23 protein-coding genes and 3 pseudogenes are annotated in these 24,142 nt (G+C 68.6%); 17 read left to right on the top strand and 9 right to left on the bottom strand.

Annotation, left to right across the window (positions count from 1 at the left end):
• Positions 1-34: 34 nt before the first annotated feature.
• The gene (locus FPZ11_RS11025; RefSeq protein ID WP_146320878.1) at positions 35-382 is read left to right on the top strand and encodes a DUF2316 family protein; all 348 of its coding nucleotides are present in this window, start codon (positions 35-37) and stop codon (positions 380-382) included.
• 36 nt (positions 383-418) lie between these two features.
• On the opposite strand, the gene FPZ11_RS11020 is transcribed toward FPZ11_RS11025, so the two are convergent.
• Positions 419-1,834, bottom strand: a complete 1,416-nt coding sequence (locus FPZ11_RS11020) for an MDR family MFS transporter (protein ID WP_146320876.1) — start codon at positions 1,832-1,834, stop codon at positions 419-421.
• A gap of 59 nt (positions 1,835-1,893) precedes the next feature.
• On the opposite strand from FPZ11_RS11020, the gene FPZ11_RS11015 reads away from it, so the two are divergent.
• Positions 1,894-2,481, top strand: a complete 588-nt coding sequence (locus FPZ11_RS11015; protein WP_146320874.1) for a TetR/AcrR family transcriptional regulator — start codon at positions 1,894-1,896, stop codon at positions 2,479-2,481.
• A gap of 39 nt (positions 2,482-2,520) precedes the next feature.
• On the opposite strand, the gene FPZ11_RS11010 is transcribed toward FPZ11_RS11015, so the two are convergent.
• A complete protein-coding gene (locus FPZ11_RS11010; RefSeq protein WP_146320872.1) occupies positions 2,521-3,450 on the bottom strand; it encodes a hypothetical protein in 930 nt (309 codons plus the stop codon).
• A 109-nt stretch (positions 3,451-3,559) separates the two neighbouring features.
• Between FPZ11_RS11010 and FPZ11_RS11005 the strand changes: the two genes are divergently transcribed.
• The 6 genes and pseudogenes from FPZ11_RS11005 to FPZ11_RS19865 all read left to right on the top strand — a co-directional run bounded on the left by FPZ11_RS11005 (position 3,560) and on the right by FPZ11_RS19865 (position 9,382).
• Entirely contained in the window at positions 3,560-4,327 is a 768-nt protein-coding gene (locus tag FPZ11_RS11005) for a class I SAM-dependent methyltransferase (RefSeq protein ID WP_146320870.1), read from the top strand.
• A 77-nt stretch (positions 4,328-4,404) separates the two neighbouring features.
• A complete protein-coding gene (locus FPZ11_RS11000) occupies positions 4,405-5,580 on the top strand; it encodes a phospholipase effector Tle1 domain-containing protein (RefSeq protein ID WP_146320868.1) in 1,176 nt (391 codons plus the stop codon).
• Positions 5,581-5,640: 60 nt separating this feature from the next.
• Positions 5,641-6,624, top strand: coding sequence for an ABC transporter ATP-binding protein (locus FPZ11_RS10995; RefSeq protein WP_146320866.1), 984 nt, complete (start codon positions 5,641-5,643; stop codon positions 6,622-6,624).
• Positions 6,621-7,364, top strand: coding sequence for an ABC transporter permease (locus FPZ11_RS10990; RefSeq protein ID WP_146320864.1), 744 nt, complete (start codon positions 6,621-6,623; stop codon positions 7,362-7,364). The genes FPZ11_RS10995 and FPZ11_RS10990 overlap by 4 nt, the downstream gene beginning before the upstream one ends.
• A gap of 200 nt (positions 7,365-7,564) precedes the next feature.
• Positions 7,565-8,308 (top strand): annotated as a pseudogene (locus FPZ11_RS20320) (sensor histidine kinase); the annotation flags it as partial.
• Positions 8,309-8,767: 459 nt separating this feature from the next.
• A complete protein-coding gene (locus FPZ11_RS19865) occupies positions 8,768-9,382 on the top strand; it encodes a response regulator transcription factor (RefSeq protein ID WP_246846678.1) in 615 nt (204 codons plus the stop codon).
• 81 nt (positions 9,383-9,463) lie between these two features.
• On the opposite strand, the gene FPZ11_RS10980 is transcribed toward FPZ11_RS19865, so the two are convergent.
• On the bottom strand, positions 9,464-9,667 hold the full coding sequence (locus tag FPZ11_RS10980; RefSeq protein ID WP_146320860.1) for a DUF3073 domain-containing protein: 204 nt from the start codon (positions 9,665-9,667) through the stop codon (positions 9,464-9,466).
• Positions 9,668-9,812: 145 nt separating this feature from the next.
• Between FPZ11_RS10980 and FPZ11_RS10975 the strand changes: the two genes are divergently transcribed.
• Positions 9,813-10,886 carry an NAD(P)-binding domain-containing protein gene (locus FPZ11_RS10975; RefSeq protein WP_246846208.1) on the top strand — a complete coding sequence of 358 codons (1,074 nt, stop codon included), beginning with the start codon at positions 9,813-9,815 and terminating at the stop codon, positions 10,884-10,886.
• 25 nt (positions 10,887-10,911) lie between these two features.
• Here the strand turns inward: FPZ11_RS10975 and FPZ11_RS10970 are convergent, their stop codons facing one another.
• Both FPZ11_RS10970 and FPZ11_RS10965 read right to left on the bottom strand, forming a co-directional pair.
• On the bottom strand, positions 10,912-11,337 hold the full coding sequence (locus tag FPZ11_RS10970; RefSeq protein ID WP_146320858.1) for a hypothetical protein: 426 nt from the start codon (positions 11,335-11,337) through the stop codon (positions 10,912-10,914).
• Positions 11,338-11,425: 88 nt separating this feature from the next.
• Entirely contained in the window at positions 11,426-13,627 is a 2,202-nt protein-coding gene (locus tag FPZ11_RS10965; protein WP_246846677.1) for an APC family permease, read from the bottom strand.
• 173 nt (positions 13,628-13,800) lie between these two features.
• Between FPZ11_RS10965 and FPZ11_RS10960 the strand changes: the two genes are divergently transcribed.
• A complete protein-coding gene (locus tag FPZ11_RS10960; protein ID WP_146320856.1) occupies positions 13,801-14,052 on the top strand; it encodes a hypothetical protein in 252 nt (83 codons plus the stop codon).
• 250 nt (positions 14,053-14,302) lie between these two features.
• Here the strand turns inward: FPZ11_RS10960 and FPZ11_RS10955 are convergent, their stop codons facing one another.
• Both FPZ11_RS10955 and FPZ11_RS10950 read right to left on the bottom strand, forming a co-directional pair.
• On the bottom strand, positions 14,303-14,950 hold the full coding sequence (locus FPZ11_RS10955) for a PadR family transcriptional regulator (protein WP_146320854.1): 648 nt from the start codon (positions 14,948-14,950) through the stop codon (positions 14,303-14,305).
• The gene (locus tag FPZ11_RS10950) at positions 14,947-15,819 is read right to left on the bottom strand and encodes a DUF4097 family beta strand repeat-containing protein (protein ID WP_146320852.1); all 873 of its coding nucleotides are present in this window, start codon (positions 15,817-15,819) and stop codon (positions 14,947-14,949) included. Before FPZ11_RS10950 ends, FPZ11_RS10955 begins: the two co-directional genes overlap by 4 nt.
• A gap of 277 nt (positions 15,820-16,096) precedes the next feature.
• Here FPZ11_RS10950 and FPZ11_RS20310 point away from each other — a divergent pair.
• From FPZ11_RS20310 to FPZ11_RS10925, 5 genes and pseudogenes are all read left to right on the top strand, one after another.
• Positions 16,097-16,681: pseudogene (locus FPZ11_RS20310) on the top strand (MFS transporter); the annotation flags it as partial.
• Positions 16,682-16,769: 88 nt separating this feature from the next.
• Positions 16,770-17,567 carry an MFS transporter gene (locus FPZ11_RS10940; RefSeq protein WP_146320850.1) on the top strand — a complete coding sequence of 266 codons (798 nt, stop codon included), beginning with the start codon at positions 16,770-16,772 and terminating at the stop codon, positions 17,565-17,567.
• A gap of 68 nt (positions 17,568-17,635) precedes the next feature.
• A complete protein-coding gene (locus FPZ11_RS10935) occupies positions 17,636-18,127 on the top strand; it encodes a MerR family transcriptional regulator (protein ID WP_168203801.1) in 492 nt (163 codons plus the stop codon).
• A complete protein-coding gene (locus FPZ11_RS10930) occupies positions 18,018-18,512 on the top strand; it encodes a GyrI-like domain-containing protein (RefSeq protein WP_146320846.1) in 495 nt (164 codons plus the stop codon). Before FPZ11_RS10935 ends, FPZ11_RS10930 begins: the two co-directional genes overlap by 110 nt.
• Positions 18,513-18,546: 34 nt before the next feature.
• A pseudogene (locus FPZ11_RS10925) lies at positions 18,547-19,343 on the top strand (MerR family transcriptional regulator).
• A 16-nt stretch (positions 19,344-19,359) separates the two neighbouring features.
• On the opposite strand, the gene yczE reads toward FPZ11_RS10925, so the two are convergent.
• The gene (gene yczE, locus FPZ11_RS10920; protein WP_437438643.1) at positions 19,360-20,022 is read right to left on the bottom strand and encodes a membrane protein YczE; all 663 of its coding nucleotides are present in this window, start codon (positions 20,020-20,022) and stop codon (positions 19,360-19,362) included.
• Between the two features lie 202 nt (positions 20,023-20,224).
• Between yczE and yczR the strand changes: the two genes are divergently transcribed.
• Entirely contained in the window at positions 20,225-21,655 is a 1,431-nt protein-coding gene (yczR, locus tag FPZ11_RS10915) for a MocR-like transcription factor YczR (RefSeq protein ID WP_146320844.1), read from the top strand.
• Between the two features lie 11 nt (positions 21,656-21,666).
• Here yczR and FPZ11_RS10910 read toward each other — a convergent pair whose 3' ends face one another.
• Positions 21,667-22,266 carry a TetR/AcrR family transcriptional regulator gene (locus FPZ11_RS10910; protein WP_246846206.1) on the bottom strand — a complete coding sequence of 200 codons (600 nt, stop codon included), beginning with the start codon at positions 22,264-22,266 and terminating at the stop codon, positions 21,667-21,669.
• 108 nt (positions 22,267-22,374) lie between these two features.
• Between FPZ11_RS10910 and FPZ11_RS19855 the strand changes: the two genes are divergently transcribed.
• Complete coding sequence (locus FPZ11_RS19855) at positions 22,375-24,069, top strand: aldo/keto reductase (RefSeq protein WP_146320842.1); 1,695 nt, start codon at positions 22,375-22,377, stop codon at positions 24,067-24,069.
• The last annotated feature ends 73 nt before the right edge of the window (positions 24,070-24,142 follow it).

The following is a 24,142-nucleotide window of genomic DNA, read 5'->3' as shown; positions in this document are numbered from 1 at the left end:
ACGCATCGACGTGTGATCGGCGCAAGGGGGAACCATGTCGTTGAACCGGGCTGAGCGTGAGCAGACTCGCCTCGAACTGCAGCACAACCTCAAGCTGAGCGGGTGGAGCGACGAACGGCTCGCCGCGGCACTCGGCGTCCAGGTCGAACGGGTGCGCGAGGCGCTCGCCGTCGCGACGCCCGATCCCGCGGATGTCTGGCTCGTCAGGGATGCGCTCGATGCGGCCGTGCGCGCGGCCGGCCTCGAGCCCGGTGCCTACTCACGGCTCACGGAGGAGAACCGTGCGTCGGCGCAGCGGTGGTTCGGCATCCGGCCGGAGAACGAGGTCACGGCACTCGTGCGGCGATCTGTTGCGGGCGACCGCTCTGCGGATGCGGTGTAGGACAAGCGGAGCGCGAGAAGGGCGCGCTCTCGTGGGTCATGAGGCGGCTCGCGCCCCGGTCGGCCGGTGGACGCGTTTCGATGTCGGCATCGTGAGGCAGGGAACCAAGGCGACGATCGTCAGCCAGATGCTCACGAGGAACGCGGCATGGAACCCGGCCAAGGGCTGGGCTGTCAGCACGAAGCCCGCGACGACGGTGGCGAGGATCGCCGTTCCGGCCGAGCCGCCCAGCTGCTGCACGAGGCGCACGACGGCCGAACCCGCAGGGACCTCGGCCCGGGACAGACCAGCGAACGCACCGGCACTGATCGCGATGTTGACCGCGCTGAGCGCACCCCCGCGCACGATCAGGGCTGCTCCGAGCAGCAGGTAGCTGGTGTGCCCGGTGGCCAACGCGAAGGGAACTGTCGCGATCGCGCACAGGACGACGCCGACGATCGTGATGAGCCTGGCTCCGATCCTGTCCACGACGCCGCCGACCCAGCGGGTGAGCAGCGAGCCGATGCCCTGGAGGGCGAGGATCGCGCCCGCCGCCAGTGCTGTCATGCCGCGCTCCTGCTGGAAGTAGAGCGGAATGAGGAAGAGAGCCCCGTAGAGCGCGACGCCCGTCAGGAAGAGCACGCTGGTGGCGCTGCCGAAGGATCGCTGTGCGAACAGGCGTACGGGGATCGCGGCGCGTTCTCCGAGCCTCAGGCTCCACGCGACGAAGGACCCGATGAGAAGGATGCCGGCGACGAGCGGCGTCCAGACCCGCACCCCGGCATCCGCTCCCCCCGAGGCTGCATTGCTCAGCGCATACAGCAGCGCGGTGGTGCCGATGGCCAACAGCAGCACGCCAAGAAGATCGAGTCTCTTGTCGCGCTGCGGGTGTTCGCGCGGAACGTAGACGGCGGCGAGCGCGGCGGCCGCGATGCAGAGCGGAAGGTTGATCACGAACACCCACCGCCAGCTCGCCGAGGTGACGATGATCCCGCCGACCAGTGGGCCCGCGATGGGGGCGATCGTGGCCACCAGCATCACGACTGTGAGCACGCGTCCCACCCTGGACGGTCCTGCCGCACGCACCAGGATCGTCTGCATCACCGGAAGCATCAGCCCGCCTCCGACGCCTTGGAGGGCACGGAAGGCGACCAGTGCGCCGAAGCTCCACGCCACCGCGCACAGTCCCGACCCGACCAGGAACAGCGCCAGCCCGATCAGCCAGAGCCGCTTTGCGCCGAACCTGTCGGATGCCCACGTCGTGACGGGCACCGTCACCGCCATGGTGAGCAGGTACGCCGTCGTCACCCACTGAACGGCGCTGGCCCCCACGCCGAAGTCTCCTCCGATCGTGTGCAGAGCCACATTGACCACCGTCGTGTCGATCAGGGGCGTGACCCCGCCGACCATGATCACCAAGGCCAACCGGATCAACGGCCAGCCCAACGGCTCCAACTTCTTCTCGTCCGTCATCTCGCCCCTAAGAGTCACGTGTATCTTACTCGATTAAGATACACGTGTATCCTCAGGGTGTGGAGACTCAGACGGATGCCCGCCCCGGGCGTCGGCGCAGCGCTTCCGAACTCGACGAGGTTCTGCTCGATGCCGCCTGGCGGCAGCTTCGGAACGAGGGTTACGCCGCCTTCACCATCGATTCCGTGGCTCGTGCTGTCGGCACGAGCCGCGCGGTGGTCTATCGCCGCTGGCCGAACAGGGCGGCGCTCGTGCTCGCGACAGTGCGCGCCCATGCCGGAACGATCGTCGGGCATGTGCCCGACACCGGAAGCCTCGAGGGCGATGTGCTCGCTCTCCTGCACGAGTTCGCGAATCGCATGCGGCGGATCGGCATCGACGTCGCGGCCGGCCTGTTCAGCGAGCTGGACGAGATCCCCGAACAGACGACGACGGTCGCGACCGACGCGTTCCGGCAGGTGGTGGATCAGGCTCGGGGTCGCGGTGAGATCGGCGACGCGCCCGTTCCCGACATGGTGCTCGTCATGCCCGGCATGTTCGTTCGGTACTCCATGCTGGCCGAGCGCACGGCCCCCTCCGACGAAGCGCTGGCACGCATCGCGCACGAGCTCTTCCTGCCCTTGGTGCGGTACCACGCCGCACGGTGACGCGACCCCGGCGCGGGCGAGGAGAGCGTGCGGCCTCGTCTACTCGGCCGGTCCGCCCGCCAACGATTCGAGCATCGCGCCGAAGCGGCCGGAGGCGCGTACGACGTAACCTCCGTCGGCGTCGGGCGCGCCGACATCCTCGATCTCGTCCGCGTCGTCGACGTAGTACAGCAGAGGGCTGAGAACACCGCCCGGCTGCGAGTCGGCGTTCGCCACGACGAAGTGCGCCGTGAACCGCGCGAGCGCCGTGACGTTCTTCGGGGCATCCGTCCCCGTCGGCTTGGTGTACAAGATGACGCTGCGATTGGGCACCGAGAAGACGATTCCGTGCTGCGCCTCGCCCGTGAGCCGGCGGAACGCCTCGAGGTCGGCGATCTTGGACGCCACGAACAGCGATGCCCCACCCACGAGGGACACCCCGTCTTCGAGCGGCTCGTGCTCGTCGACGGGTTCGGCCGCGGTGTTGCGCAGACCGACCTCGAAGAGCTCGTCAAGGGGCGCGGCGAGCTTCGCGACCTCCGCGGCGTTGACCGTGGTGACCGTCTCCGGGTAGTCGATGCACAGCACGAGCGCGAGTCCGGGCGCGACCGGTCGTGCGTAGCTGAGGTCCACCGGGCCGTCGAGCCCGACGTCCGGCACGACGCGTGCACGCACCTGCTGCAGCAGAGCCGTGCGGTCGAGCTGCGCCGGCGTCGCCTGCCTGCGCGCCCGCACGAGGCTGCCGATGTGGTTCTGCGCGATCGACCGCCACTGCGTCGGGTCGGCGTCGCGGCACATCGTGATGAGGTTGTAGAGCGCGAACTGATAGCCGTCGTCTCCGACCAGCACCGGTTCGTGCGGGTCGGCGGTCTCGAGGGCCACGGTCTCGAAACCGGCCTCGGCGGCGACTTCCCGCGCGATGGCGGTCACGCGCTGCTCGATCGGTGCTGCGTCGTCGGGGGCCGGACCTTTGCGGCGGAAGAGGGGCATGGCATCCGTTCTGCGCCGGCGAAGCCGGCTGCCTCTTCAGACTATGCAGTGCGGATGCACGACTCGTGTGCGCGAACGCCGCGCATCGCGTCCGTGCGACGATGGCCCGATGCCGGACTTCGATTCTCTGATCGCCGAAGGCGAGGCCGTTCCGACCGAGGGCTGGGACTTCTCCTGGTTTCTGGGCCGCGCCACCGAAGAACGCCCGAGCTGGGGATATGCGCGGCTCGCTGCCCGGAGAGCATCAGGAGCGGTCGGCGTTCTCGACGTGCAGACCGGCGGAGGTGAGGTGTTCGCCGAGGTCCTGCGCGGTGCCGATCCTCGACCCGCGGCCGTGGCGGCCACGGAGGGGTGGCATCCGAATGTCGCGCTCGCCCGTGAGGCGCTCGCTCCGTTCGGCGGCATCGTCGTCGAGTCGCTCGAGGATGCCCCGCTCCCCTTCGCCGACGCGAGCTTCGCGCTCGTGCTGAGCAGGCATCCGGTGGTCACCGACTTCGCCGAGATCGGGCGGGTGCTCGCGCCCGGCGGAACGTACCTGTCGCAGCAGATCGGGGAGCGATCCAACGCGGAGCTGTACGAGTTTCTGCTCGGGCCTCAGCCGGTCGACGACGTGCGCACGATCGACAGGATGCGCGAGCGGGCGCAGTCTGCCGGTCTCGAGATCGTCGACCTCCGCGAGGAACGCACCCGCATCGAGTTCTTCGACATCGCCGCTGTCGTGCACTTTCTGCGCAAGGTGATCTGGACCGTACCGGGCTTCACCGTGGACGCGTACCGCGACCGATTGCGCGAGATCCACGAGATCATCCGGCGCGACGGCGCCTTCGTGTCGTACAGCTCGCGCATCCTGCTCGAGGCGCGTCGCCCCACTTCGTAGATTTCACTGAGCATCGCTCGGCAATCGGCCCGAAAACTCCTAAGCTGACGCAAAGGCGTGACGGCGAAGGAGCGGTCATGATCAGTGGGCAACCCGGTGCGCAGCAGACGGATGCCGCGTCGCCGAAGAACATCGTCGTCTGCTTCGACGGCACCAACAATCTGCTCGATCATCACGCGACGAACGCCGCGAAGATCTTCATGATGCTCGACCTCGACCATCCGCGTCGGCAGCTGGCCTACTACGACCCCGGAGTCGGGACGCTGCCCGCGGCCGGCGCCATCGGGCGACTCGGAAAGGCTTGGTCGCAGCTGGGCGGCCTCGCATTCGGCTGGGGCATGCAGACCAACATCACGCAGGCCTACGCGTGGCTGATGAACCGTTATCGGCCTGGCGACAAGATCTACGTCTTCGGCTTCAGCCGTGGTGCATTCACGGCGCGCGCGTTCGCAGCGCTGCTCGCCAGGCCAGGGATGCTCCGCGCCGGCTCCGACAACCTGGTCGAGTATGCGGTGAAGGAGTACGTGCGTCCGGTGCGCACCAAGAAGCTGGCGGAGACGAGAAAGCGCGAGGCGAAGGAGTTCGCGGATGCCCTGTGCTGGGGAACCGCGGGCCAGCCGGTCGCAGCACCTCCCGGCACGCCGCCCGACGACTTCCTCATCGCTCTCGGGCAGCGGGACATCCACGCCGTTCCCGTCGAGTACCTCGGGGTCTGGGACACCGTCGAGTCGTGGTTCGGCGGCCTCGGCAGGCTGGACTGGGCCGACACGGCGAGTCTCTGGAACGTGCGGACGCTCAGGCACGCCGTGGCGATCGACGAGTGGCGGGTGCAGTTCGGCTACTCGCCGGTGAAGCACCGTGCAGGTTTCGAGGAGGTGTGGTTCGCCGGTGTGCACTGCGATGTGGGCGGTACGTTCGCCAACCACGATCTCGCGAAGATCGCCCTCAAGTGGGTTTTCGAGGGCACGGGTGGCGACCTCCTGCTGCGCGACGGCGACTGGAACGAGGTCTATCGCCGGTTCTGCACGGTGACGGGCGACTTCGGCCCGAACCAGAACACGGTGAACAAGGACCCCTGGGCCTATCACCTTCTCGGCGCCACACGTCGTCGGATCCCTGCCGGCGCGTGTGTGCACGCGTCGGTGCGTGCCAGGCAGCAGGCCGACCCGACCTACCGTCTCAACCTGGCCGATGCTGCAGTGCCGCCGGTCTGGGTCGACGAGAACTGGGCGGAGTTCGTCGAGCGCGCGTGACAAATGTCACGGCGGCGACGTGACCGGCGGCCGAGGCACGGGCATCCCTTCGCCGCTTCGATGGAAAGCGTGAACACGACACCAACCACCGAGGCGCCTGCCATCAGGTTGCAGGGCCTGCGCAAGACCTTCGGGTCGATCGTCGCGGTCGACGGCATCGACCTCACCATCAAGGCGGGCGAGGTCGTCGCGCTGCTCGGGCCGAACGGCGCCGGCAAGTCGACGACGATCGACCTCGCACTCGGCTTCGCCACGCCCACAGCAGGCAGCGCGACACTGTTCGGCGGCGACCCGCGCGAGGCCATCACGGCAGGGCGGGTCGGCGCCATGCTGCAGGGCGGCGCGCTGCTGCCCGACCTCACGGTGCGGCAGACGGTGACGCTCATCGCGGCAGCGCACCGACATCCGCTTCCCGTGCACGAGGCGCTGGAGCGGGCCAAGGTCGCCGACATCGCCAAGCAGAAGGTGAACAAGCTCTCGGGCGGTCAACTGCAGCGGGCGCGGTTCGCGGTGGCGATCGTCTCCAACCCCGACCTCATCTTTCTCGACGAGCCGACGGCCGCCATGGACGTCGAGACCCGTCGCACGTTCTGGCAGTCGATGCGCGAGTTCACGGATGCCGGGCGCACCGTCGTCTTCGCCACGCATTATCTCGACGAAGCGGATGCCTACGCCGACCGCATCGTCATGATGGCAGGCGGTCGCGTGGTCGCCGATGGCACCCCTGCCGAGGTCAAGGCGGTGGTCAGCGGGCGCCGCATCCGGGCATCCTTCGACTTCGAATGGACGCCTGAGGCCGAGGCCGAGCTCTACGAGCTGCCCGGTGTGCGCAGCGTCGACCGCCGAGGCGACGTGCTCACCATCGTGAGCGACGAGTCGGATGCGGCACTCCGCACCCTGCTCTCGCACCATGCCGACGTGTACGACATCGAGGTCACGGCGCATTCGATGGACGACGCCTTCATGGCGCTGACCGCCGGCGCCGACGACCGTTCCGCGTCATCGACCGTGCGTGACGCCGCCCTGATCGGAGACCGCTCATGAGCATCACCTACCTGGGACTCGAGTCCCTGCGCCAGCTGAGGAACATCCCTTCGCTGGTCTTCACTTTCGCCCTGCCGATCGGCATGCTGCTGCTCTTCGGCAGCATCTACGGCTCAGGCGGAGCGATCGACCACGTCACCGGGCTGCCGTGGATCGTCGTCACGACCGTGCAGATGGCCGGCTACGGCGGCATGATGGCGGCGCTCGGCCAGGCCTTCACCATCGTCTCGGAGCGTTCCGTCGGCTGGAACCGCCAGCTGCGACTCACCCGGTTGAGCGGCATGGGCTACCTGCTCTCCAAGGTCACCGCCGCCCTGGTGGTGGCGCTCGCGAGCATCGTGGTGAACATCGCGGTCTCCGTGATCGTCTTCCACCCGCCGCTGAGCTTCGCGGGATGGGCCATGGCGGCCCTCGGGCTGTGGTTCGGCGTCATCCCGTTCGCGTTCATCGCGGTGTTGATCGGTCAGTTCGCCAAGCTGCAGTACGCACAGCCGCTGTTCATGGTCATCTTCTTCGGGCTGGCCATCCTCGGCGGCCTGTGGGTCCCCTTGTCGGTGCTGCCGTCGTGGATGACGAACATCGCGCAGTTCGTGCCGTCGTACTGGCTCAACAGGCTCGGCCAGATGGGCGCGCACCTGCAGGGCGACATCCTCGCGCCGGTGCTCGTGCTCATCGCCTGGACCCTCGTGCTGGGTGCGCTCATCGTGTGGCGTTTCCGTCGGGATGCCGCGCGCCAGTGACACGCATCCGCTCGCGTCGGCCCGCCCCTCCCGCCGGCTTCCCCTCGGATGCCGTCGGCGGGCGGGCCGTCGCGCCGCACTCCGCGAACGCGTCGGGGCTGTCTGCGTCGAGGCCGTCCAGCGCGGACTCGCCGGCTGTCACACAGGACTGCGCAGCGGAATCCGGTGACGCGGTCCGTCCCGGCCCTACGCTGAGTGACATGGCAGCGCGGGCGGCAGATGGCGAGGCCGTATCGCGCCGCCAGGGGTTCCCGGCGCTGTGGGGCGACGCCTTCGGTCGGATCAAGGCGCGGGGCGCGCGCAGGTGGTACTTCGGGTCGCTGTGGGGCTTGGCGTACCTCGTGATCCCCATCATCCTCACGTGGGTCAGCGGCCCCGACCCCGTCTCCGCCACCCTCCTCACGATCCACGTGGTGGTGCTCGGCGCGTTCTACATCGTGCTGCCGCCACTGCTCTGGGGGAGATCGTGGCAGATCACCGCGATCGCCTACCTTCTGTTCATCGGATATGTCTGCCTGGCGATCCCGATGATCGGCGTCAACGTGATCTGGTTGCTGATCTATGTGCCGATCATGGCGGCGATGAGCTGGCAGCCTGCGCCCTTCGTCATCACCACGATCGCCGTCATCGTCGGGGCCCAGCTCGTGACCATGCTGGTGACCGACACGTTCGTCGACTACTGGTACGCGGCGGCACTCACCGCGTCGATCTCGGTGATGATGCTCACGTTCGGAGAACAGATCAAGGCGATCAGACGGCTGCGGGATGCCCAGAGCGAGATCGCGAGGCTCGCGGTCGTCGACGAGCGCGAGCGTTTCGCCCGCGACATGCACGACGTGCTCGGTCACTCGCTCACGGTGGTCACGGTGAAGAGCGAGCTGGCGAGACGCCTGGTCTCGCGGGATCCCGAACGGGCGGAGGCGGAGATCGCCGACATCGAACGGCTCTCGAGGGCCGCGCTGGCCGACCTGCGGGCATCCGTCGCCGGATACCGCGAGATGACACTCGCCACCGAGCTGTCTGCGGCGAACGCCGCGCTCGTCGCTGCAGACGTCACACCCCATCTGCCGGTGTCGGTCGACGCTCGTCGCGCCCGAACTTCGAGAGACGTTCGCGTGGATTCTGCGCGAGACGATCACCAACGTGGTGCGCCACGCGCACGCGAAGAACTGCTGGGTCGCGCTGGAGAAGCGCGCCATCATCGTCGGCGACGACGGGTCAGGGATGCCCGGCACGATTCCCGCAGGCCACGGTCTCGACGGTCTTCGGCAGCGCGCGCAGTCCGTCGGCGCCGTTCTCACGGTGCAACCGGGAGACGACGGCGGCACCACGGTGAGCGTGCGGGCCGACGCCTCGAGACCGGGCGCCGGAACCGCGGGAGCGACGACACGAGGGACCGCACGATGACCGATCCCATCCGGCTGCTGCTGGCCGACGACCAGGCGCTCGTGCGCGGCGCGCTCGCCGCGCTGCTCGACCTCGAGCCCGACCTCACCGTGGTCGCCCAGGTCGGCAGGGGCGACGAGGTGTTGGATGCCGCGCGCGACTCCGACGCCCAGGTGGCGCTTCTCGACGTGGAGATGCCCGGCCTCGACGGCCTCGCCGTCGCCGAGCTGCTGCACCGCAGGCTGCCCGCGTGCCGGTCGCTGATCGTCACGACCTTCGGCAGACCCGGCTACCTTCGCCGTGCCATGGAGGCAGGCGCCAGCGGGTTCGTGGTGAAGGACACCCCGTCGACGCAGCTGGCGGATGCCGTGCGGCGCGTCGCGCAGGGCCTGCGGGTGGTGGACCCTGCACTGGCGGCCGAGTCGCTGGCATCCGGCGTCTCTCCGCTCACCCAGCGCGAGACCGAGGTGTTGCGGGTGGCCGCGCGCGGCGGCAGCGTGAACGAGATCGCCCGCGAGCTGCATCTCTCCGAGGGCACCGTGCGCAACCACCTGTCGGCAGCGATCGGCAAGACCGGCGCGCGCAACCGTGCGGATGCCGCGGCCCAGGCCGCCGCGAACGGGTGGCTCTGATCCGATTGCCGCACAGCCCTTGCGCAGGCGACGCAAAACGCGCACCCCGTCGGGATGCGCGTTGCACGTACGACACGAGGATCAGCCCGCCGAGCGCTCCTGGTGCTCGTAGTCGTCGGCGTTGCTGCCCTCTGGCTCGTAGTCGGCCCACGCCGCATAACGATCTTCGTCGTGCGAGTGTCCGGTGAGCTCGCGCTCGAGCTGGTCGTAGTCCACGGTGGGACTGTATGACTTGAGCTCGCGAGCGATCTTGGTGTGCTTTGCCTTCTGACGGCCGCGCCCCATGCGAGACCCCCTCACGATGACAGGCCCGAGGCGTTGACGCTCTCTCGGGCACTTTGGACGGGAAACGAAAGTTAGCGGCCAGTTTAGCATGGGGCCCCTGACCGGCCGGGTCGCACGTTCCCAGCGGCGCATGATGGTATATACCGTGCCAACAGCCCCTGCACGCACGCAGGTGGTGATCGTCGGAGCCGGTCAGGCCGGCCTTTCGGTCGCTTATTACCTGCGGCGCTTTCAACTGGAACCGGACGTGGACTTCGTCGTCTTCGACCGGGGTCCGAGCACGGGCGGCGCCTGGCAGTTCCGGTGGGATGCCCTGCGCATGGGCAGTGCGCACAAGATCTCCGACCTGCCGGGAATGACGGAGCTGGGCATCAGCTTCGAGACGGCGGACCGCACGCTTCCGGCCAAAGACATCGTCGCGGGCTACTACCGCAGGTACGAAGACCACTTCGGGTTCAACGTGCATCGCCCGTCGCGTGTCACCGGCGTCGTGAACCGCGGAGCCGACCTCGTCGTGCAGCACGGCGAAGGCGAGACGGCCGCGCAGGTGCTCGTGAACGCCACCGGAACCTGGGGCTCGCCGTTCGTTCCGTACTACCCAGGCGCGAAGACATTCCGCGGCCGGCATGTGCACACCAACGGGTACGTCTCGGCCGACGAGTTCCGCGGCAAGAACGTTCTGGTGGTCGGCGGCGGCACCAGCGCCGTCGGCTTTCTGCTCGAACTGGAGGGTGTGGCCAAGAGCGTGTCGTGGGCATCCAGGCGCCCCATCGACTACAGCACGGAGCACGTGCGCACCATCGAGGGCGGAGTGGCCGCCGTGCGCGATGCGGATGCCGCCGCGCGCGTCGGCAGCGCCCTGCCCAGCGTCGTCAGCTCCACAGGAGTGCCGCTGACGCGCAAGGTCGCCGCAGGCGTCGCCCGCGGCCTGCTCAAGGAGCGCCCCATGTTCGCGTCGATCGAGCCCGACGGCGTGCGTTGGGCCGACGACTCCTTCACGCCGGTGGATGCCATCATCTGGGCCACCGGGTTCCGTCCCGAACTGCGCCACCTCTCGCCGCTCAAACTGCGGGAGAAGCAGGGTGGCGTGGTCGTGGAGTCCGGCCAGGTGTGGACCGATCCGCGCATCTTCCTCGCGGGCTACGGTCCCTACGCGTCGACGATCGGAGCCGGCCGGTCTGGACGCATCATCGCCCGTCAGATCATGGCGCTGATCTGACGGGCGATCGTCGAACGGGAGCGGGCTACTTGCCCGCGTCCCACACGTACCATTCGTCGCCGATGCGGGCGACCTGCGCCGTGCCGCACTGACGCCGATCGGTTGTGAGCGCCTGCTTCGGCCACCAGTCCACCGAGACGGTCGGCTTGATCGGCGTGGTCGTGGTCACGGCCGTGCAGGTCGCCGAGACCGGGACACCCGCCGCCGAGCCGAACTTCATGAGGTAGGCCGAGCTGTTCTGGGGAAGGTCGATCGTGATGGCGGTCGCATCGTCGGGCACCCAGGCCGGCACGTCGTGGGTGCCCTCGCTGGTGGCTTCCGCCTTGTCGTCGTACACGAGATACCCCTGCCGACCTCCGGTCAGCATGCTGCAGCCCGCGAGCGGAGCCGCGGCCAGGAGTGCAAGCGAGGCCGCGAGGGCGGCGATGTACTTCTTGGATGACTTCTGCATGTCTCCACCCTGTCCGAGGGGGAGAAACCGGCTGCATCGCCCTCCCGGGTGATGCCCGTCATCCCAGGGCGGGAGATCGTGATGGGCGTCAGCGACGACCAGCGCGCGACCGCGAGCGCGGGTCGGAGTCGCCGGGCTTGCGCGAGGCATCCTGGGCCTGCGCGTCCTTCTCCTGGCGTTCCGTCGGAGCGGCGGGAGGCGGAGTCTGGAGCTGAACGTCCCTGCGGCCGCGGGACGCCGAGTTGGGCAGCGCGGGCGCGAGGGGTCGGCGCGGGATGGCGCGGATCGGCTCGCCACGGCGGTCCTGGCCGGGCAGCGGGTGCGAGCGACGTCCGTAGATGAGCTCGGAGGAGTCGAGCAGCCAGGGCACGAGCGCGATCGTGACGCCGTGCAGCATCATCAGCTGCTTGGAGATGCGGCGGGCGCGGTGGTTGTGCAGGAACGTCTCCCACCAGTGGCCGACGATGTACTGCGGCAGGTACACCGTGGTCACCTCGGAGCCGTGCTCCTCGCGCCGGTGCTTGATGTACTTGATGAGCGGAACGCCGAAGTCCCGGTAGGGCGACTCGATGATGGTGAGCGGCACGTGGATGTTCATGTCGTGCCACTGCTGCTGCAGGGAGTCGGTCGACTCGTCGTCGAGCGAGATGTGCACGGCCTCGATCGACTGGTGCCTGGCCGCGATGGCGTAGTCGAGGGCCTTCAGCACGGGCTTCTGCATCTTGCCGACCAGCACGATGGCGTGGTCTCCGCTCGACCCGAACGTGGTGGTCGGGTCGACCTCGACCTCCTTGGCCACGTCGCGGTAGTACCGGTTCACGCCGAGCATCAGCAGGAACAGGATCGGCATCATGATGAACACGAGCCAGGCGCCGTGCGTGAACTTCGTGATCGTCACGACCACGAGCACGCTGAACGTGAGCAGCGCACCGAACGCGTTGATCGACATGCTGCGGATGATCGACCCGCGGTCCTTCTCCTGGCGTCGCGTCTCCTTGTCGCGCAGCAGGGTGATCCAGTGCTTGACCATGCCCGACTGCCCGAGCGTGAACGAGACGAACACGCCGATGATGTAGAGCTGGATCAGGTTGGTGAGGTTGGCCTCGTAGATGACGAGCAGGATGATCGCGGCCAGCGCGAGCGCGATCACACCGTTCGAGAACACCAGGCGGTCGCCGCGCGTGGACATCGCCTTGGGCGCGTAGGAGTCGCGGGCGAGCACCGAGCCGAGCAGGGGGAAGCCGTTGAACGCGGTGTTGGCCGCCAGCAGCAGCACGACTGCCGTCGCCGCCTGGATGATGAAGAACGGAACGGAGTTGTTGCCGAAGGTGGCGGATGCCAGCTGTGCGATGAGCGAGCGCTGCGGCTCCGTCGCGCACTGCTTCCACCCGATCAGGTCGCACGGGTTCTCCGCGTAGTGCACACCGGAGATGAGGGCGATGGCCATCAGGCCGGCGAAGAGGAACACCGCGATGCCGCCCATGAGCAGGAGCGTCGTGCGTGCGTTGCGGATCTTCGGGGTGCGGAACGCGGGGACTCCGTTGGCGACGGCCTCGACGCCGGTGAGGGCGGAGCATCCACTCGAGAAGGCGCGCAGCAGCAGGAGCACGACCGCCGCCTGCGTGACGCCTTCGGCGTGCACCGCGTATTGGGCGGACTCCGCGACCGGGGCGGCGCCTGCGGCGGTGCGGATGAGTGCGGTGACGATCATGATGCCGATCGACCCGATGAACACATAGGTCGGGATGGCGAACGCCTTGCTCGCCTCGCGCACTCCGCGCAGGTTCATCGCGGCGATGATCGCGACGCAGACGACGGCGAGCTCGACGCGCACCCCGCTGAGCCACGGGAGCGCCGAGATGATGTTGTCCACACCGCTCGCCACCGACACGGCCACGGTCATGACGTAGTCGACGAGCAGGGCGGATGCCACGACCAGCCCCGCCTTCTCGCCGAGGTTCTTGTGCGCGACCTCGTAGTCGCCGCCACCAGACGGGTAGGCCTTGACCAGCTGCCGGTACGAGGCGACCACCGTGAGCATCAGCACCACGACGGCGACGGCGATCCACGGCGAGTAGGCGAGGAAGGCGAGGCCGCCGATCAGCAGCACCATCATCAGCTCCTGCGGAGCGTAGGCCACGGACGACAGAGCGTCACTGGCGAAGATGGGCAGTGCGAGGTGCTTGGGAAGCAGCTGTCCCTCGAGCTTCTCGCTGGGTAGGGGTTCCCCGATCAGCCACCGTTTCGCGGAGCGGCCGTCTAACCCGGGGGCCCTCCCCTCATTTGTCACGAGGGACGACACTACTACCTGCCTTTTGCCTGTCAAGTCGGCGCGTGCGGCTGTGAAGACAACGCACAGCACAGTCGCGACGAGCGCGCAGTTTGGCGGACGAAATGCGCCGTCAGGCATGGAATCCACGCGATCCGTCCGCCGCGGCGGGGGCGCGGATCTACCCTGAAGAAATGCCACGGAACACAGGTGGCGACACGGTCCACGCACACGGTCTGACTCAGGCGGTCGAGTGGCTGGACGGCAAGCTGGTCCCGGTGTTGGGGCCAGCTCCGCGCGGCCCTTACGACGTCGAGCCGCCGCACAGCACGGCGTGCCCGCTCTGCGGGCAGCCGCTCGCCGCTCACGACGCGGAGAAGTCGGAGGGGCACGTCTTTCTGCGCTGCTCCGACGGAACCGTGACCGAGACCGGCAGGGCAGCTTGAACAGCGTGGGCCGAGGAGTCGCGACGAACGCGTGACGCACGCGATGACGACGCGCAGGGCATCCGGTGCCCCCGCGGGGAGTGGCGGTGCGCCGCCGAGCCCCGTCCCGTGGGTTGAGGAGCACCGCGCAGCGGGGCGTCTCGGAACCCTGGCCGCGGGTATGCCGGGTTTCGAGACGCGCGCCGGCGTGCTCCTCGACCCACGGGGCTTTGTGCGCGCCTTCGGCGTGCTCCGGGGCCTGCGGAATCGCTCAGCGCGACAGCCGGGCGAGAAGGTCGGCGCGTACCCTGGCGAGGTCGCTGCGCAGGTGCTCGACGACGGCATCCGGGATTCCGTCGTGCATCGTGGCCGTGCGCAGATCCGCACGCACCTGCTGACGGAACTCGTTGAGCACGATCTCGGCCTCGCGCAACGCCAGTCGTGACTCGGCGCGGGGGTCGGGTGCGAAGCCTTGAGCCGTCGTGCCCGAAGCGGTCGCGCCTGCGGTCTTCGCCTCGCGCGCCTCGCGCTTCGCCTCGCGGGCGGCAGCGGCGAGATCTGCGCGCAGGCTCTTCATGGCCTGGTTCACGCCGGCCCTCACCTCGTCTGCCATGCGTCGCAGGGAGTCGGTGACCTCGTTCTCGATGTCGTCGAGCTCGGATGCCCGTGCCCGCAACTCCGCCCGCCCCGCGTCCGTGATCGAGTACACCGTCTTCCGGCCCTCGGTCGTCTTGGTCACGAGCCCTTCCTCTTCGAGCTTCGACAACCGCGGATAGATGGTTCCGGCGCTGGGGCTGTACGTGCCGCCGAAGCGGTCGCTCAGCGCCTGGATCAGCTCATAGCCGTGCATGGGCCGCTCGTCGAGCAGGCTGAGAAGGTAGAGCCTCAGACGGCCGTGCGAGAACACCGCGGGGGTCATTCGGCGCCTTCTGCTGTGTCGGTCGCGGGGGCATCCGTCGCCTGTGCACTCGTGGAGGTGCTCGGCTGTCTGCGCACCACCGAGATGTTGCCGGAGACGGAGCTGGACGACACGTCGAGCCATTTGCCGTCGAGCGAGCCGCTCTGGCTCGTGTAGGTCTTGCCCATGGAGCCCTTGATGACGGTGGTGCCGTCGAGGTGGGCGACGCCGCTGACCGTGTTGATGCGGTAGCGAACGCCCACGTTCTCATCGAGGCGCATGGTGAGGTCGCCCGACACGGAGTTGGACTTCACCTCGAACGGTGTGCCGAACAGGTCGAGATAGATGTTGGCGCTGACGCTGTCGACGCCGAGCTTGGTGACGCTGCCCGAGACCGTGATGTCGCCGGAGACGGTGTGCGCGAAGACCTCGCCGCGGTGGTCGCGGGCGGTCAACTCACCGCTGACCGTGTTGAGGTCGAGGTCGCCGACGATGCCGTCGGTGGTGATCTCCCCGCTCACGGTGCTGAGCTTGGCGTCGGTGACGAGCCCGCTCACGAGCGCGACGGCGGAGACGACGCCGAGCTTCAGTTCCACGTCGCGCGGCACCAGGATGGTCACGTCCGCGCCGGCCCTGCCTCGCCAGGAGCGGAACACGTCGATGAAGTTGTCCCACCGCCACTGCGGGTGGTCCACCTCGAGCGTGTCGCCGTCGATGGTGACCTTCAGCTCCTTGCCCGTCACGTTGCTCACCTCGACTCGGGCGGTGCGCTCATCGTGACCGATGACATCCACTCGCCCCGCGATGAGGCTCACCTTGAGCTTGCGCACGACCTCGAAGTCGATGGTCTTGCTGTCGCCCGGGTTCACGATCCAGCGTTCCTGTGCCATGTTCGTGCCTTTCCTGCCTGCCGCCATTCCCGACCTCGCGGTCGACGTGGCAGCTTTGATTCGATGTCTGGGGTGCCGCGCGCCGTGTGATCCAACTCACGATATATCGCGACTTCTTCAAACACGATATATCGCGTTTCTGATTCGCGCAACACCGTCGCACGAAGTCGGTGCACGGCATCCGGATTCCCCGGGAATGCGCTGTCAGCGTCGACGTGGCGACCGAAGCGGCCGAGCGTGTTGACTCTCCCGTCGGGGGAGGCGCGAGAACAGTGTCATGACAACTCATGACACGGTCACAGAACCGACAACGGCGGCCACGACCGCCGACGAGGACGCCGCGACGCGGCCACCGTGGCGCGCGCTGAGCGCCCTGCTCATCGGCACGTTCATCACGGCCATCGACTTCTTCATCGTCAACGTGGCGCTTCCCTCGATGCAGGCGGAACTGCACGCGAGCGAGAGCGCCGTCGAGTGGTTCATCGCGGCCTTCTCGCTCGGCACCGCCGCAGCCCTGCTCACCGCTGCGCGGATCGGCGACAGGTTCGGGCGGCGGAGAGCGTTCGTGATCGGCATCGCCGTCTTCGTGGCCGCCTCGGTGCTCTGCGCGGCGGCGTCGAATGCCGAGGTGCTCGTCATCGGACGATTCGTGCAGGGGATCGCATCGGCCTTCGTCACCACGAGCGTGATGGCGATGATCGGATCGGTCTTCCACGGCCAGTCGAGAGCGAGGGCCGTCGGCCTGTATGCCGCCGTGCTCGGCATCGGAGCGGCCGCGGGCCAGATCATCGGAGGGCTTCTCGTCGGTGCCGACGTCTGGGGACTCGGGTGGCGTTCGATCTTCGCGATCAACGTGCCCGTCGGCATCCTCGCTCTCGTGCTGACCCCGTTCGTCGTGCCGGCGACCAGGGGGGATCGCCAAGCGGGTCGACGTCTGGGGTGTCGTGCTGATGACCGCGGCGATCGTGGCGCTCGTTCTGCCGCTGGTCGAGGGGCGCGACAGCGGGTGGGCGCCGTGGATCTGGGTCTGCTTCGCGCTCGTCCCGATCCTGGTCGCCGCCTTCTTCGCTCAGCAGCGTCGGCTGGAGTCGCGCGGCGGGGAGCCGCTCTTCCCTCAGCTCCTGCTCCGCACCCCGGCCTTCCGCTGGGGTCTCATGTGGCAGCTCGTGTTCTGGTGCGGACAGGCGTCGTTCTACGTGGTGTTGACGATGTACCTGCAGCTCGGTCGCAACCTGACGGCGCTCGAGTCCGGAACCGTGTTTCTCGGCCTCGCCATCCCGTACTTCGTCGCGGTCGCGCTCGTGCCTCGTCTGGTCGCGCGCCTGGGGCGATTGGTGCTGGTGCTCGGAAGCGTCGCGAACCTGCTCGGCTTCGCAGCGCTCGCGATCGTGGCATCGACCGGTGCAAGCGTGGGCTGGGTGCTCGTGGGACTGGTGTTCTGCGGTGCTGCCCAGGGTCTGAGCATCCCGCCGTCGACGAGTCTCGTGCTGGGCACGGCGAACGCCGAGGACGCCGGGGTCGTCTCCGGTGCGCTCTCCACCATGCAGCAGGTGGGAGGCTCCCTCGGCGTCGCCATCGTGGGCACGGTGTTCTTCGGTGCGCTCGGCTCGACGGCGGCGCCGCGCGGGTCGAACGTGGCGGATGCCTTCGCCGCGAGCCTTGAGCCGCTCGCGATCGTCGCGGCGGCGGCCATCGTGCTCACGTTCCTGCTTCCGCGCGGCGGGCGTGCGAGGGGTGAGGTTCGATGAGCGAGACGCGTACCGTGCCGCGCACCGGCTTGATGGGCGGACGGTCCGCGGATGCGAGGATCGTGGACGTGGCGCACACCCTCGTCTCCATCGGCGACTTCTCCCGCATGACGCATCTCACGGTCAAGGCGTTGCGGTACTACCACGACGTGGGGGTGCTCACGCCGGCTGCGATCGATCCGGACAGCGGATACCGCAGGTACAGCACCGAGCAGGTGCCCGTCGCTCAGGTCGTGCGCCGCCTTCGCGACCTCGACATGCCGATCGACGCCGTGCGCGACGTGGTGTCTGCGCCCGACGTCGCGGCGAGGAATGCCGCCATCGCCGAACACCTCTCGCGCATGGAGGAGCAGCTCGCGCAGACGCGCTCGGCCGTGACATCCCTGCGCACGCTGCTTCAGCCCGTGAAACGAGGGGGAGCGCCCGATCGAGTTCCGAGCGACGACTCCCATGCGAGCTCTGGCGATCAGCGGCCGAGTCTCGCTCGCCGACGGGTTGGCGTTCGTCGCCGGCGCCGTCAACGAGATTCTCGCCACGGGGGAACAGCTCGGGCTCGGTGAACCCGGTGTTCCCGGGGCCCTCTTCTTCGAGGACGTGTTCGAGACGGACGCGGGTGAGCTGGTGGCGTTCGTTCCGTTCGGGCAGAGCACCGAGCCGGGCGCCCGGCCGGAGGATCGGGCTCTGGTGCTGGGGGCTCCGGTGCCGGGCCGGGCCGAGTGGTACGAGGTGCCGGGCGGCGAGTGGGCGGTGCTCGTGCACGCCGGCACGCACGACGACCTCGACACGGCCTATGCCGAGCTCGGATCGTTCGTCGCGGCGAGGGCGATCGGAGTCGCTGGGGCGATCCGCGAGGACTTCCTCGTCTCGCGGCTTCAGACCGCCGATTCCGAGGCCTGGCGCACCGAGGTCGCGTGGCCGGTGTTCCGCACCGCGACGACCGCTTGACATTGACGTAACGTCAACCTCTACCGTCGAAGTCATGACGGATGACACGGGTGACCCGGATGCTGCGCCGGGCGTCGAGCGCTCCATTCAGCAGCTCGCACGCCTGGCCGGCACGACGAGCCGTACCTTGCGGCACTACGACGACATCGGCTTGCTGAAGCCGAGCCGCGTCGGTGACAACGGATACCGCTACTACGACGAGCGATCCGTTGTGCGGTTGCAGCGCATCTTGCTGCTGCGCGACCTCGGGCTCGGACTGACGGACATCGCGGCCGTGATGGACCGCGAACAAGACGAGTCGGCGGCGCTGCGTCACCACCTGACGTGGCTGCGCAGTGAGCAGGAGCGACTGGCGCGGCAGGCGGCATCCGTGGCATCCACCATCGACGCATTGGAGAAAGGAGAACCGATCATGGCCGAGACGGCATTGGACGGCTTCGACCACACGCAATACAAGCAGGAGGTCGAGCAGCGCTGGGGAAGAGCGCGTACGCGAAGAGCGACGCGTGGTGGCGTGGTCAGAGCGAAGCGGAGCGCGCCGAGTGGAAGCGGCGACAGGAGGAGCTGGCTGCGGACTGGATCGACGCGGCCGGGCGCGGAATCGACCCTGCCGGCGAGGAGGCGCAGGCGCTCGCGAGGCGTCATGCCGACTGGCTGGGCAGCATTCCGGGCACCCCTGGCAGTGAGACCGGTCGCCCGGCGAAGGTGTATTTCGTGGGGCTCGGCGAGATGTACGTCGCCGATGAGCGCTTCGCCGCGAATTACGGCGGCATCGACGGAGCGACGTTCGTGCGCGACGCGATGCGCGTGTACGCGGAGCGGGAGCTGTAGCGCGCCTGGCTGCGTGTCAGCGGCGGCCAAGAGCCCAGGGCTCGGGGGCCGGCCGGCGGCCGCGGGATGCCGCGTCGGACTCGATGAGTCGGGTGTCGGCATCCTTCGCCGCCGGCTCCACCCGGAGCGCGAAGAGCGGGATCGTCACGTGCACGAGCGGCCCGATGAACACGACGACGGCGAGCGTCCCCCAGCCGACGTTGCCGCCCAGCAGCCACCCGATGAGCAGCACACTGGCCTCGATGGCGGTGCGTACGAGCCAGATCGGGCGGCCGGTGCGTGCGTGCAGCCCGGTCATCAGCCCGTCGCGCGGGCCCGGCCCGTGCTGGGCTCCGATGTAGAGCCCGGAGGCGATCGCGATGAGCACGAGCCCGCCCGCGAACAGGAGGATGCGCCCCCACAGCGCTCCGGGCTCCGGAATGGCCCACAGACCGAACTGTGCAGACGGCCCGATGAGCAGCACGTTGAGCACCGTGCCGATGCCCGGCCGCTGCCGCAGCGGGATCCACAGCAGCAGCACGAGCGCGCCGATGAGGTTGGTGACCAGGCCGAACGGGATGCCCGTGCGCAGCATGATGCCCTGAGCGAGCACGTCCCACGGCTCGATGCCGATCGAGGCCTGCATCATGGTCGCGATCGCGATGCCGTAGAGGAAGAGGCCGACCAGCAGTTGCGCCATACGCCACGAACGCGTGGCGGGCCGCGAGAAGAGGGGACGAGGCTCCGGGAGGCTCGGCAGCGACAGGCGAACCCGCTTCGACGGTGTTCCGGCGGACACCGTGGCGGTGGCTCCCGTGGGGGTGTCGGCGATGGGCTGCATAGAAGTATCCAAACCGGAGATTGGCCTTCTGATAAATAGCCAATTCGCATAGAGTGGTCTGGTGGCATCGACGTCGATCTCAACCCGTGCCCTGCTCGACCTGCTCGGCGAGTGGCGCGGCACCGGGCCCGCCTTTCATTCGCTGGCCGACCGCATTCGGCTGCTCGTCATGGACGGCCGCCTGCTCGGCGGTGTGCGCCTGCCTGCCGAGCGCGAGCTCGCCGCCGGGCTCGGCGTCAGTCGCACCACGATCACCGCCGCCTACCAGCGGCTGCGCGACGACGGCTGGGCGACCAGCAGGCAGGGTTCGGGCACGCAGACCGCGCTGCCCGGCGGTGCCGTGGCATCGACGGCCCTCGACAGCACGCTGCTCGACTTCACGAAGGCGGCCCTCGCGGCACCGACGGTGATGATGGATGCCGTGCGCGAGGCATCCTCGCTGCTCCCCGCCCTGCTCCCCGGCCCCGGCTACGACACCGAGGGCCTTGCGGTGCTGCGGGAGGCCATCGCCCGCCGATACACGGCTCGCGGCCTCGCCACCGACCCTGACGAGGTGCTCGTCACGGTCGGAGCGCAGCAGGCGATCGCGCTGCTCTCGCGCACCCTGGTCTCGCGAGGGGACAGGGCCCTGATCGAGGTGCCGACGTATCCGCACGCCTACGACGCGCTGGTCGCTGCAGGCGCCAGGCTCGTGACCGGCCCGGTGTCGGTCGATACGGTCGACGGCTGGGATGTGGATGTGTTCGAGTCGGTGCTGCGCCGCACGAGCCCGACGCTGGCCTACCTCATGCCCGACTTCCAGAACCCGACGGGACGTTCCATGTCGGTGAAGGTGCGGCGGCGCATCCTCGACGCGGCAGCGGCCCAGGGCACGATCGTGATCGCCGACGAGACGCCCGCCGAGCTCGACATCGACCGTCCGGAGGCGTACGCGCCGCTGGCGTCGTTCGCGAACGGCGCGCACGTCATCACGATCGGCTCGGCGAGCAAGACCATGTGGGGCGGCCTGCGCGTCGGCTGGATCCGCGCTGAGCGCTCGATGATCCGGCGGCTGCAGGCTGTGCGCTCGAACATGGACCTCGGTACCCCGGTGCTCGACCAGCTGATCGTCGCCGAGCTCTTCGGCCACTACGGCGACGTGCTCGCTGAGCGTCGCGCCCAGCTCGCCTCCGGTCGCGACGCGGTGGAGCGGATGCTCGGAGCCGCCTTTCCCGACTGGCACATTCCGCATGTGGCCGGCGGTCTCGCCGCCTGGGTGAACATCGGCACGCCGGTGAGCTCGCAGGTGGCGCTCGCCGCGCGAAGCGAGGGGCTGCTCGTCACGGCAGGCCCGCGGTTCGGGGTCGACGGCGCGTTCGAGCGCTTTCTGCGGGTGCCGATCACCTATCCGCCCGAACTGGTCGAGCGTGCGGTCGCCGCGCTGGAGCGAGCATGGCCGGTCGCGGCCCGCCTGCGGTACACCGAGGCGCCTCCGCTCGCGTCGGTGGTGTGAGCGGTCGCGACTCAGGGCTCGATCGAGCGAGGCGACACGATGAGTCCGTCCAGCAGGACGTCGGTCATCGAGGGACCGGCCGCGGCTGCGTCGTCTGGACCGTCATCCGCGAGCCGGCTGAGGGCGTGGATGAGGTGTTCGGCACTGACGCCACCGCGGATGGTGCCGTCCGCAGCGCCGGCGTCGAGGATGCTCTGGACCTTGGGCGCGAGGATGCCGAGGAATTGGGCCGGCAGCGGCTGGTAGGCGGGGTCGCCGGAATGCAGTGCACTCGCGAAGCCGCGTTTGGTCGCGACGAAGCGTGCGAGACTCTCCGACCACAGGCGTAACGCCTCGGCGGGCGGATATTCAGCGGCGAGGCGCTCAGCCTCCTCCGCAGTGGTGTCGAGCTCGCGACGGAAGACCGCGATGATCAGGTCTGAGCGCTGCGGGTAGTTGCGGTAGATGGTGCCCACCCCCACGCCGGCGCGGGCGGCGATGTCGCGCATGGGCGCATCCACGCCCAACTCCGCGAACGCCTTCTTGGCGGCCTCGAGCACGGCCTCCGTGTTGCGCATCGCGTCTGCTCGCTTGCGTCGAGGCACGACCGCAGTGGTGTCGGCTGAGCTCACCGGATTCCTTCGTGACAAACGGAACAATGTTCCGTATGATTGCGGACGACTGTTCCGCTTATCTCGAGTCTACAGCTCGAGCCGTGACGGTCCCAAGGAGGAAGCACCATGCACTACCGTCCGCTCGGCCGCACAGGCATCCAGGTCTCGCCTTTCGCGCTCGGCGCGATGATGTTCAGCTCGTTCGGCAACAGCGATCAGGATGAGGTGAATCGGATGGTCGACCGCGCCATCGAGGCCGGCATCAACTTCATCGACACCGCCGACGCGTACGGCGACTCGGAGGAGATGCTCGGCCGCGCGCTGAAGGGGCGCCGCGACGAGGTCGTGCTCGCGTCCAAGTTCGCACGTCAGCTCGGTGACGACCCGAACCACCAGGGCGGCTCCCGTCGCTGGATCATGACCGCGGTCGAGAACACCCTCCGCCGGCTCCAGACCGACCACCTCGATCTCTACCAGATGCATCGTCCCGATCCGCGAACCGATATCGAGGAGACGCTCTCGGCGCTCACCGACCTCGTGCGCAGCGGAAAGGTGCGAGCGATCGGCACGTCGGACATGCCGGCGTCCGAGATCGTCGAGGCTCAGTGGGTCGCCGAGCGACGTGGACTGGAGCGCTTCCGCACCGAGCAGCCGCACTACTCGCTCCTGGACCGCACGATCGAGCGCGAGGTGCTGCCCGTCGCGCAGCGATACGGCATGGGCACCATGATCTGGAGTCCGCTCGCCAGCGGCATGCTCACCGGGCGCGTCCGACGTGGCCAGGAGACGGACCTGCGTCGCACTCGCATGTTCGCCGCGCTCCGCGACGAGCGGCGCATCGACGCGGTCGAGCAGTTCATCCCGCTCGCAGCCGAGGCCGGAATGTCGCTCACCCATCTGGCGCTCGCCTTCGTCATCGCGCATCCGGGAGTGACCTCAGCCCTTATCGGACCGCGAACCATGGAGCAGCTCGACGACCTGCTCGCCGCAGCAGACGTAGAACTGACCGACGAGCTCCTGGACCGGATCGATGCGATCGTTCCGCCCGGCACCGGAGTCGGCCGCATGGACCAGGAGTACAACACTCCCCCCCATCGTCTCCGCCGAGCTGAGGCGGCGACCCTCGCACGAGCGCTCCGCGGCGTAGGGCGTCCGTTCCGGCGCCGACGGCGACGGCGACGAGCGAATCCCGTCGAGACCGTCCGGCGGCGCTACGGCTGGCTTTCGTCGGCTCGGAGCATGAGGTCCGTGAGTTGGCGCCGACGCATGAGCGATGCCAGCAGCCACCGGAACAATCGCCCGCTGCCGTGTGGGCGTGCGAGCGCCGACGACCATCGTGGCCCGAGCTGTCGGTGCAACGGTGTTCTGTCAACCGCGGATGTCGGTGGTCTGTCGAAAGCTGGCGCCATGGCGCTTTCTCTCCTGGAACGCGAGGAATTCCTCGCACAACCACATGTCGCCGCCTTGTCTGTGGCCGCCGGCCCCGATCGCGGACCACTGATCGTGCCGATCTGGTACCACTACACCCCGGGTGGCCCGATCTGGGTCTCCACCGGTGCCGACTCGCGCAAGGGCAAGCTCATCGCCGCGGCGGGCAGGTTCTCGTTGCTTGTTCACCAGGTAGCTCCGACCACGCGCTATGTCTCAGTCGAAGGGCGCGCGAAAGTGATCGGTCCGTCATCCGACGACGATCTCCGCGCGATCGCCGGCCGGTACCTGTCGCCGGAGAAGGTGGAGCCATACGTCGCGTTCGCCCGTGGAGAGCACCGGATCGAGTTGGAGCCCGAACACTGGCTTTCCGCTGACCTCGGTGCACCATAGCGCGACGAGACAGCGCGTCTTTCGTGCTTCGCTTCTCCAGCGCTGGAGCGATGCTCTGTGATCCGGCTGGATC

The sequence above is a fragment of the Humibacter ginsenosidimutans genome (assembly GCF_007859675.1).
Classification (GTDB): domain Bacteria; phylum Actinomycetota; class Actinomycetes; order Actinomycetales; family Microbacteriaceae; genus Humibacter; species Humibacter ginsenosidimutans.
The sequence above is the reverse complement of the archived record's forward strand: the minus strand, read 5'-3'. Positions and strand labels throughout refer to the sequence as shown.

Excerpts from the sequence above, each read along its gene's own strand:
- FPZ11_RS10950 (WP_146320852.1), bottom strand. The coding sequence starts at position 15,819 with ATGGCACAGGAACGCTGGATCGTGAACCCGGGCGACAGCAAGACCATC.
- FPZ11_RS10980 (WP_146320860.1), bottom strand. The coding sequence starts at position 9,667 with ATGGGGCGCGGCCGTCAGAAGGCAAAGCACACCAAGATCGCTCGCGAG.
- FPZ11_RS11000 (WP_146320868.1), top strand. The coding sequence starts at position 4,405 with ATGATCAGTGGGCAACCCGGTGCGCAGCAGACGGATGCCGCGTCGCCG.
- FPZ11_RS10970 (WP_146320858.1), bottom strand. The coding sequence starts at position 11,337 with ATGCAGAAGTCATCCAAGAAGTACATCGCCGCCCTCGCGGCCTCGCTT.
- FPZ11_RS10930 (WP_146320846.1), top strand. The coding sequence starts at position 18,018 with ATGCGAGCTCTGGCGATCAGCGGCCGAGTCTCGCTCGCCGACGGGTTG.
- FPZ11_RS10940 (WP_146320850.1), top strand. The coding sequence starts at position 16,770 with ATGACCGCGGCGATCGTGGCGCTCGTTCTGCCGCTGGTCGAGGGGCGC.
- FPZ11_RS11025 (WP_146320878.1), top strand. The coding sequence starts at position 35 with ATGTCGTTGAACCGGGCTGAGCGTGAGCAGACTCGCCTCGAACTGCAG.
- FPZ11_RS19855 (WP_146320842.1), top strand. The coding sequence starts at position 22,375 with ATGCACTACCGTCCGCTCGGCCGCACAGGCATCCAGGTCTCGCCTTTC.
- FPZ11_RS11005 (WP_146320870.1), top strand. The coding sequence starts at position 3,560 with ATGCCGGACTTCGATTCTCTGATCGCCGAAGGCGAGGCCGTTCCGACC.
- FPZ11_RS10990 (WP_146320864.1), top strand. The coding sequence starts at position 6,621 with ATGAGCATCACCTACCTGGGACTCGAGTCCCTGCGCCAGCTGAGGAAC.
- FPZ11_RS10955 (WP_146320854.1), bottom strand. The coding sequence starts at position 14,950 with ATGACCCCCGCGGTGTTCTCGCACGGCCGTCTGAGGCTCTACCTTCTC.
- FPZ11_RS10960 (WP_146320856.1), top strand. The coding sequence starts at position 13,801 with ATGCCACGGAACACAGGTGGCGACACGGTCCACGCACACGGTCTGACT.
- FPZ11_RS10995 (WP_146320866.1), top strand. The coding sequence starts at position 5,641 with ATGGAAAGCGTGAACACGACACCAACCACCGAGGCGCCTGCCATCAGG.
- yczE (WP_437438643.1), bottom strand. The coding sequence starts at position 20,022 with ATGGCGCAACTGCTGGTCGGCCTCTTCCTCTACGGCATCGCGATCGCG.
- FPZ11_RS19865 (WP_246846678.1), top strand. The coding sequence starts at position 8,768 with ATGACCGATCCCATCCGGCTGCTGCTGGCCGACGACCAGGCGCTCGTG.
- FPZ11_RS11020 (WP_146320876.1), bottom strand. The coding sequence starts at position 1,834 with ATGACGGACGAGAAGAAGTTGGAGCCGTTGGGCTGGCCGTTGATCCGG.
- FPZ11_RS11010 (WP_146320872.1), bottom strand. The coding sequence starts at position 3,450 with ATGCCCCTCTTCCGCCGCAAAGGTCCGGCCCCCGACGACGCAGCACCG.